This window comes from Wolbachia endosymbiont of Glossina morsitans morsitans (assembly GCF_000689175.1).
GTDB classification, from domain to species: domain Bacteria; phylum Pseudomonadota; class Alphaproteobacteria; order Rickettsiales; family Anaplasmataceae; genus Wolbachia; species Wolbachia pipientis.
Window position 1 is genome coordinate 1 of sequence record NZ_AWUH01000091.1, and the last position, 9132, is coordinate 9132.

At 34.6% G+C, this 9132-nt stretch carries 6 protein-coding genes, 1 tRNA gene and 2 pseudogenes; 8 read left to right on the forward strand and 1 reads right to left on the reverse strand.

Features of this window, described 5'->3' with window-relative positions; all coding sequences use genetic code 11:
* Positions 1–548: 548 nt before the first annotated feature.
* Positions 549–1271 (reverse strand): metallophosphoesterase family protein, encoded by a 723-nt coding sequence (locus tag WGMM_RS06570; protein WP_338062969.1) that lies wholly within the window; start codon positions 1269–1271, stop codon positions 549–551.
* Positions 1272–1841: 570 nt separating this feature from the next.
* Between WGMM_RS06570 and WGMM_RS01980 the strand changes: the two genes are divergently transcribed.
* The 8 genes and pseudogenes from WGMM_RS01980 to WGMM_RS02010 all read left to right on the forward strand — a co-directional run bounded on the left by WGMM_RS01980 (position 1842) and on the right by WGMM_RS02010 (position 9029).
* Positions 1842–1929: transfer RNA gene (locus tag WGMM_RS01980), tRNA-Leu, on the forward strand.
* 29 nt (positions 1930–1958) lie between these two features.
* Complete coding sequence (locus WGMM_RS01985) at positions 1959–3056, forward strand: GTP cyclohydrolase II (RefSeq protein ID WP_038249312.1); 1098 nt, start codon at positions 1959–1961, stop codon at positions 3054–3056.
* A gap of 58 nt (positions 3057–3114) precedes the next feature.
* Complete coding sequence (locus WGMM_RS01990; RefSeq protein WP_038249315.1) at positions 3115–3795, forward strand: VirB8 family type IV secretion system protein; 681 nt, start codon at positions 3115–3117, stop codon at positions 3793–3795.
* On the forward strand, positions 3782–4582 hold the full coding sequence (gene virB9 / locus WGMM_RS01995; RefSeq protein ID WP_240991855.1) for a P-type conjugative transfer protein VirB9: 801 nt from the start codon (positions 3782–3784) through the stop codon (positions 4580–4582). The genes WGMM_RS01990 and virB9 overlap by 14 nt, the downstream gene beginning before the upstream one ends.
* A gap of 16 nt (positions 4583–4598) precedes the next feature.
* Positions 4599–6041 carry a TrbI/VirB10 family protein gene (locus WGMM_RS02000; protein WP_038249317.1) on the forward strand — a complete coding sequence of 481 codons (1443 nt, stop codon included), beginning with the start codon at positions 4599–4601 and terminating at the stop codon, positions 6039–6041.
* Position 6042: 1 nt separating this feature from the next.
* Positions 6043–6472 (forward strand): P-loop NTPase family protein (locus WGMM_RS06575; protein WP_240991853.1); only part of this gene is annotated, 430 nt, incomplete at its 3' end.
* A 1-nt stretch (position 6473) separates the two neighbouring features.
* Positions 6474–7035: pseudogene (locus WGMM_RS06580) on the forward strand (ATPase, T2SS/T4P/T4SS family); the annotation flags it as partial.
* Positions 7036–7065: 30 nt separating this feature from the next.
* Positions 7066–9029: pseudogene (locus WGMM_RS02010) on the forward strand (type IV secretory system conjugative DNA transfer family protein).
* Positions 9030–9132: the final 103 nt, after the last annotated feature.

Consider the following 9132-nt stretch of genomic DNA (forward strand, 5'->3'; position numbering starts at 1 on the left):
TTTGACTTACTGATCTATCTTAACTCTATTAATGGATGATGGCCTATATTTATATTTTAATAGTCTAGAACCTAGAACTTGTATAATATAATTCTCATTCATTTCCATGTCTTGCCGATCTATGATTATTTGTTTGTAAGGTTAATATTCGTGGTGATATTGTTGTTGTTGTTGTTGTGGAAATTTTATGAAAAGTTATATCCATACGACCGTACGGTAGGGTGTAATGTAATTTTACGTATCTGCATCGGAAGTTACTTATGACTCCACGTTACATTTCAAACTATCTGCAATATGTTTATTACATCAGTCCAAGCATTTTTTCTTTGTACTCTCTATGTTCTTAATTTATCTGCCTTCTGTATCATGCAACTTTGAGGAAAAAAAAATGAATCGACTATAGTTTTAATCCGTTTAAGCTTAAAATCTTCTGTTAGCTTCGCAGAATACATTTCCTTATTATCTTGGTTATAGAAGGTAAATTTGCGATCATCTAAGTTTAGTATTGCAAAACCAAAGCCGAAAAAGTTTCTAACTTCGTGTGCTAACTAGTTTCTACCATTTGAATAGCCAAATTCTACATTTTGATAAACAGGTTCTTGATCTTGAGCGTGTAGTAATGAACCGCCATTTCCAACTATAATCTGGTGTGGAACATTATCCATTAATAAAATCTGGGCTATATGAATATGACCGGAAACTATGGTAGTAACATTGCTTGGAAATCTATCCCCAAAAGCTTCAATTTGTGTAAGATTGCCATGGCTTTTTAATGTCAAAAATTCTTTTTTTGGAGATCTCCAAAGTGGTTTATGAGTTAAAAACCACGTGGGCTTATCTTGTATCAATTTATCAAATTGCCTTTCAAAAGCATCAATTGTGCTTTGGGTTGTAAAAATATCCTCACCGAATGAAGAGTCGAAGATAAAAAATTTCATCGGTCCAGCATCTAAGGACCAACTAGAAACGAAGTTTCCACATTTTTCAGACGAAAAGGGGCATGAATCTAAATACCTGAACCATCCTTCATAAGCTCTATCACAACTCTCATGGTTTCCACGAACAAAAAGGAAAGGGGATTGTGATAAAATATCCTTTGCAGGCTCAAACCAATCAGCGTACCAAGCTTCTTTATTATATCCATAAGTATCGCCACACTTTTTTGTATTTCTACATCTTGTTTGCCTATAATGATAATCACCAACATGGATAATTAAATCTGGTTTATGAAGGGCAATTGAGTCTAAATTTTTTTTTAAAAGGCCAGCTATCTACCGAATTACATTCCTGCTGAAATAACATATTTATTCTACAGCCCGTGTCACCAATGAAAGCAATTTTATTAACCTTTTTTGGTAATATAGGAACCCGTAGATCCTCAATACTAACGTCTTTGGAACTTGTTTGTACTGTCAGTTCACAAACTGTTTCGTTATGATCACCATTGTTGATTGAGCTACGATTCAGCATTTCTGTTTCCTTGCCATCAACATAAACAATGGGACACATGTCATTGTCCGTAATTGCGCGTATGCTTAGTTTATTTTCTGGGATAACTTGAGACCATGTGTATAATATTTGTGCATGGACGAAAATGAAAGCTAGTTATAAGAGAGAGAGACTAAAAAAATAAAGATATTAGCTATGTTCATTTGTATAAAACCTAAGTTAAAAATTAGTAGTAAGGTTATCTTAAATGATTAAAATTTATAATCACAAAATTCATAATCAAATTATACAAACAATTTCTAAATTATTCTAGTATCAGATTGACACTCTAGATGAAAAATTCTAAAATGATTAAGTAATTTAAAATAATTATATAAAAACTAGAATATAGTGCGGCCGTGGTGGAATTGGTAGACACGCAGTGTTGAGGTCGCTGTGGCTCATAAGGCCTTGGAAGTTCAAGTCTTCTCGGCCGCACCAGTTTTTATCGCTGTTTAATATGGGTAAAAATGTTTATAGGAAATCAGAGTAGCAATAAGGTAGAAAGAGCTATCAGCGAAATCAGGCGCGGTCGGCCAGTTGTAATATATGATGAAAGTAATTACCTATTGTTTGCTGCTGCTGAGGCTTTAGAAAGAGATTTATTTAATCAATACAAGCTTATATCAAGCAATGTATATGTTACTTTAACTTCAAGTAAGGTAAAATACATGTCTCAGAATAAAGAACATAACAGCAAACGTCTGTTGGTGAATAATTTTGATGAACTGCTCCATTTAATAAACTGTTCAAAGGAAGATTGCATAAAAGAGTTGCAATGCTCAAAGAAAATAGATGAATGTGCTATTGCCTTGCTTAAGTTCTCAGAATTATTGCCATACGCGTTAGTGGCTGATATGACTTTTGAGAATAATCATGAAATGCGAAATTGGTGCGAGAAAAATGACGTTATTGCACTGGACACGTCATTCATAAATAATTTTCAAGAAAATCAGGATGTATATGAAGTGTGCAAAACATCATTATTTTTAAAACAGACTCAAGAAGTAAATATCATATCTTATAGAACCGAAAGTGGTGGAAGAGAACATCATGCAATTATCATTGGCAATCCAGATAAAGACGGCGAACCATTAGTAAGAATTCATTCTTCGTGTTATACGGGTGACTTGTTAGATAGCTTGTCATGCGATTGCAGAAGTCAGTTACATCAAGCAATTCAAATGATAGCTGACTCTGGAAGTGGTATTATATTGTATTTGATGCAAGATGGAAGGGGCATTGGTTTAACTAATAAGTTAAGAGCGTACAGTATGCAAAGAGGACATAATCTTGATACTGTTGATGCAAATAGAACATTGGGTTTTGAAGATGATGAAAGGAGTTTTGCTGTTGCAGCTAAAATGCTTAAGAAATTGAACATTAACAAAATCCAATTACTTACAAACAATGATAGGAAATTGTCAGAATTGGAAAGTAGTGGTATAGGAGTTACAAAGTGTCTACCACTTATTGTGGAACGTAATAAATATAACGATTCATATATGGAGACAAAGTTTGGTAAATTAGGCCATAGATTGAGAGTTTTTTTAGCTTTTTTGCTGTAACTACTTTGTTAATTTGCTATGTTTATTAACATAAGTTAAGATTTTTAGGAATACTAAAATGCTAAGATTTTTTAAGCGAGAAAAAAATACTGAATCCTTAGATAAGGATATAAATTGGAATTCAAACCGCTACAGCACAGTTATTGCTCAAAGGAATATTCTACTTTTATTTGCATTAATATTATTAGCAACGATCTCTATCAGCATATTAGTCATATTTAAAATTAGCACAAGTAGCACTATTGAGCCATTTGTTATAGAAATTGACAAGAAATCAGGAATAGTGCAATTGGTTGATCCTGTCACAGTAAAACAGTATTCTGCAGATGAAGCGCTGAACGATTATTTTATTTCAGAGTATATAAAAGCAAGGGAGGTTTTTGATCCATATCATTATAATTATAACTATTATACAAAGGTGAGGTTGTTTTCCTCACCTAATGTGTATAATGAATTTAGAAATTATGTAGGATCGCAGAATATGGATGATCTTTTTAATTTATATTCAGATACCAAAAGTGAATTTAAAATTCGCTCAATTCAAAAGTTGGGTAACGATGCTCTTCAGGTGAGATTTTTTGTGGAATTTACACGGAAAGATGGAAGTTCTACGAGAAAAAATAAGATAGTTATTATGTCATATAGATATGCATCGCTTGAAATGGATGATCAGCAAAGATATATTAACCCATTAGGATTTCAAGTTATTTCATATGGAGTAGATGATGAATATGTATAGGATATTATTAGTTTTAGCTTTACTTGTCAGTGGCAATTTAAACGCATCCATTAATTATAATGAGCCTATTTCTGTAGATAGTAGAATAAAGACTTTTGTGTATAGCCCTAATGAAGTATTTACGGTGGTTTTTAGTCAGGGTTACTATTCCTATATTGAATTTGCGGAAGGAGAAAAAGTTAAAAATATCGCTGTTGGTGATGCATCAAGTTGGAAAATTAATCCTTATGACAATAAATTGCTTATCATGCCATTTGAAGTTAGTAGTCGCACTAACATGATTATTACGACAACTAAAAAAAGAAATTACATTTTTGATTTAATCTCAAGGCCAAACTACGATAAATACCCGGATACTGATGCTAAGAAAGTGGATCACGATTATTCTGCTGAAAAGGATATATCTTACGTAGTACGTTTTTATTATCCTCAAGAAGAAGGTGAATTTGATGTTGATTTAGATGAGGTTTCTTTACCTACTCAAATGCAATATACTACAGACAAGCTAGAGAAAATAATACAAGAAAATGATACGAAGTACAATTATACATATATTGATGAAGGTGGTAATGCGGATATAGTTCCGATCGAGTTATTTGATGATGGTTATTTAACCTATTTAAAATTTAGAAATAATAATAAAATACCTCAGGTTTTTGTAGAAGGGGAGGATAAACCTTATAAAAGGCTGTTATTTGATGATTATGTTATAATAAAAGGAGTACATAAAAAGCTATTTATGCGTTATGAAGATGGTGAAGTTGAAATTATAAATAGGTCACTTTAGCTGTGGTACATGCAATATGAATAAAGAAAGGCGTAACAATTCAGAAGATGAATCAGAAATAGAGAATAAGGTAGTAACAGTTGGCTCTAATCAAGGTCATAGGGCATTGGTGGTCATTATTTTAGTACTTCTGGTTGGTGGAGTGTATTATCTCTATTTTAGTCCTTCTCATAAAGAGGGTTCAGAAGTTATTAAAAAAGAGGAAACAAAGCAAAACGTTCAAGAATTGAAAGGAAAGTTGGAACAAGTTCCAGATAATGTAATGGTTCCTGAAAGAATAATAACCGATTCCTTACCACCCTTACCTCCTCTTCCTACACCACAAATCGTACCAGAAATAAAACAAATTAAAAAAGAAGAAGAGAAACCAAAAGAAACTTCTGCGTCAAATATACCCATTTTGCCAAAGCAAAATTTTCCTTCTAGTAATGTTATGGGCAATTTACCTACCTCATTTCCTACAATAGGGGGTGGCGGTTATCCTAGAGACAGACGTAGTGCACAAATGTTAACAATTTCAGGTGGTAGTGGAGAGAACAAGGCTGCTGATGCTATTTTATCCGACACTTCAGCACAATCGAGCAAAGCTACCAGGGTAGGAAAGCTTGGTTTAATGATTACTCAAGGTAAAATTATTGATGCTGTTCTTGAAACTGCAATAAACTCTGATCTGCAAGGAATGCTGCGTGCTATGGTGAGTAGAGATGTTTATGCGGAAACTGGTGATACAGTTTTAATACCTAAAGGCTCAAGATTGATAGGCAGTTATTCATTTGACTCGAATGTTGCTAAATCTCGTGTAAATATAAACTGGAATAGAGTGATTCTGCCACATGGAATAGATATTGCAATCTCATCACTTAGTACTGACGAGCTTGGTAGAGCAGGAATAGCAGGAATAGTTGATAACAAAATAGTAAGTGCGTTATTCTCTTCAGTGACACTTGCTGGTGTTTCGATTGGTTCTGCTGTTATAGGGCAAAAGGCTTCTAATCTTGTTGATATGCTAACTATCAGAGATGCAGTAAAGTCTATCACTGCAACCGAAATAGATTTTTCTTCTCTCCAACTCATTATTGACCCAGAAAAGAAGATATCTAGTGACAAATGGAAATTAGGCCTTGGGGCTATCGGAAGAATTCGGAGTGCCAAAAGCAGACAAGATTTACTAAAAATAATGAAAGAGGAAATAGCAAAAGCACTAGGAATTGAAGAAGACGAGGTAAATATAAGCCTGGAAATTGTAAATCAACTGTTAGAACAAATTCAAAGAAAAAGCAAGTCTGTTTATGATGAAGCAATCGGGAAATCAATCGAGGATTTTTCTAAAGATATGCGTGATGTAGTGGGCAGATATACAGATAAAAAACCAACTATTTATGTTGATCAAGGCACTGCATTGAAAGTATTTGTTAACCAAGATATAGTATTTCCTCCACAGGCAATATTAAATCAATGAAATGAACTATGCTGCACTTGATACATATTTGGAGCCATTACAAGGCATATTTCAAGAAGAAGGCGTAAATGAAATATCAATAAATAAGCCAAAGGAAGTATGGATTGAAAATCGCGGTGAAATAAGGTGTGAAAAATTAGAAGTATTCGATCTTAACCATTTGAAATCTCTTGGCAGACTGATTGCTCAAGCTACAGAACAAAAACTTAGCGAAGAAGCGCCGTTACTTTCGGCAACATTACCAAATGGTTATCGTATAAAGATAGTATTTCCGCCAGCATGTGAGCCTGATAAAGTAGTCATGTCGATTCGTAAGCCTTCTAGCATGCAATTAGCACTCGATGATTACGAAAAAATGGGGGCTTTTTCTGAAACTGTTACAGAAGCAACTGATAATCCAGTTGACCGTCATTTGGATTTACTGTTAAGGCNAAAAAAAATAAAAGAGTTTTTAGAATACGCTGTAATAAGGAAGAAAAATATTATAATTAGTGGTGGAACTTCCACTGGTAAGACTACTTTTACTAATGCTACTTTGCGTGCTATTCCAGCTGAGGAAAGAATTATTACTGTTGAGGATGCAAGGGAAATCGTTTTGAACGATCATGCCAATAAAGTCCATCTCATTGCCTCTAAAAGAGGGCAGGGCAGAGCAAAAGTAACCACTCAAGATTTGATAGAAGCGTGCTTACGTTTAAGGCCAGACAGAATAATAGTTGGTGAGCTCCGTGGAGCGGAAGCTTTTAGTTTTCTCAGGGCGATAAATACTGGTCGCCCTGGATCAATATCAACCCTTCGTGCAGATAGTCCAACAATGGCCCTTGAGCAAATAAAATTGATGGTTATGCAGGCAAATCTTGGCATTCCTCCAGACCAAATTATACCATACATTAGAAATGTGATTGATATTGTTATTCAGCTAAAAAGAACCGGTGGGGCCAAAAGAAGCATTTCTGAGATATTATTTACTAGATCTGCGAGCGAAAATGCTTAAATTTATACATAAGTTAAGGAAGAGTAGTTTATGAGTAATGGAAATCACCTACGTAATATTCTCATAGGAGGTGTAGTAGCTTTTAGCGTACTTGAGTTTTGCTTCTATCTATCTGGTATATTGTTTGTTCTGTTTGCCGATGGTCCGGATGCTGTGGATTTTAAGGCAATTAATCCTAGTTTGACGCCTTTCCCTCAAGCTCTTTGGCCAACGATTTTTGATCATATACAATATTGTTGGCATCATCCAGAGTTATATAGCCTTGAGCTCAAAATCACATTAATTATATCTTCTGCACTGCCTATCATTGTTTTAATGATTATCTTATGGAATTTAAGAGAAAGGATAATTGAGTGGCGACCATTTAAAAAGAAGGAATCACTTCATGGAGATTCGCAGTGGGCATCAGAGAAAGACATACGAAAAGCAGGATTAAGAAGCAAAAAGGGATTATTGCTTGGTAAAGATAAGAGAGGATACTTCATTTCTGATGGGTTTCAGCATGCATTGTTATTTGCACCTACAGGTTCTGGTAAGGGTGTTGGCTTTGTAATTCCTAATTTATTATTTTGGACTGACTCGGTAATTGTACACGACATAAAATTAGAAAACTACGAAATAACAAGTGGTTGGCGAGAACGACAAGGACAAAAAGTATACGTATGGAATCCAGCGCAGCCAGATGGAATAAGTCACTGTTACAATCCATTACAATGGATTAGTGAAAAACCTGGGCAGATGGTTGACGATGTGCAGAAAATAGCTAACCTAATCATGCCTGAACAAGACTTTTGGCAGAATGAAGCAAGAAGCTTATTTGTTGGAGTGGTATTATACTTACTTGCTGCACCAGAGAAAGTTAAATCTTTTGGTGAAGTTGTGCGTACGATGCGTAGTGATGACGTGGTTTATAATCTTGCTGTTGCTCTTGATACAATGGGTAAAATACTACACCCTGTAGCATATATGAATATTGCAGCTTTTTTACAAAAAGCTGATAAAGAAAGGTCAGGTGTTGTATCAACCATGAACTCATCACTTGAATTGTGGGCAAACCCATTGATTGATACTGCAACTGCGTCAAGTGATTTTAATATTCTAGATTTTAAAAAGAAGAAAATTACAGTTTATGTTGGTTTAACTCCTGACAACTTGACTAGGCTCAGGCCTTTAATGCAGGTTTTTTACCAACAGGCAACTGAGTTTTTATGTAGAAAATTGCCATCGGATGACGAGCCTTATGGCGTATTGTTTTTAATGGATGAGTTTCCTACACTTGGAAAAATGGAGCAATTTCAAACAGGTATTGCATATTTTCGTGGTTATCGAGTTAGGTTATTCTTTGGTGGAAACAGACTGACAGACCCCCTACCTTAATTTGTTCGCGGACGTTACAACTCCTTTTTGTCAAACTCGACTTACAGAAAAACTTTTGCAGCCAATAATATTGAAACAGCAAATTTAATATCGCAACTTATAGGAAACAAAACTGTACAACAAGAATCGTTGAATAAGCCTAAATTTTTAGATTTAAATCCTGCTTCAAGGTCATTACATATCTCTGAAATACAGAGAGCATTGCTATTGCCTCAAGAAGTTATTATGTTGCCACGTGACGATCAGATAATTTTAATAGAGTCGACTTACCCAATTAAATCAAAGAAAATTTTGTACTACAGTGATACTACCTTCACAAGAAGGCTGCTCAAACAAACTCGTGTGCCTACACAAGAACCATATGACCCAAACAAAGTTCTTTCTGCCGCTGCGAGCAAAGATAAGGTTAATAACGAAGGGAATAATGTTCTTGAGGGACGTAATTCAGTTGATTATCCTGCTGAAACTGAAACCGAAGATGCAGTATATGATGAATCAGATGAATTTGCAGACGAAGATATTGATGATGACGATATCGACGATAAGTTTGAGATTATGACGAAGAAGAGGAGGATGAATTTGAAGATGAGGATAAATTAAAAAATGACGAGAAGTAAGGTTAACTTTGCCTATTTTTAGCTCAGAAAAGTGCAAGTTATGCAAATAATTAGGTTCTCTAATTGCATGAAAGTCAATAATAATTATTTGTATTATGAAAAA

What these genes read in the sequence shown, in the direction of transcription:
- virB9 (WP_240991855.1), top strand. Translation starts at nt 3,782, where the DNA reads ATGAATATGTATAGGATATTATTAGTTTTAGCTTTACTTGTCAGTGGC.
- WGMM_RS02000 (WP_038249317.1), top strand. Translation starts at nt 4,599, where the DNA reads ATGAATAAAGAAAGGCGTAACAATTCAGAAGATGAATCAGAAATAGAG.
- WGMM_RS01990 (WP_038249315.1), top strand. Translation starts at nt 3,115, where the DNA reads ATGCTAAGATTTTTTAAGCGAGAAAAAAATACTGAATCCTTAGATAAG.
- WGMM_RS01985 (WP_038249312.1), top strand. Translation starts at nt 1,959, where the DNA reads ATGTTTATAGGAAATCAGAGTAGCAATAAGGTAGAAAGAGCTATCAGC.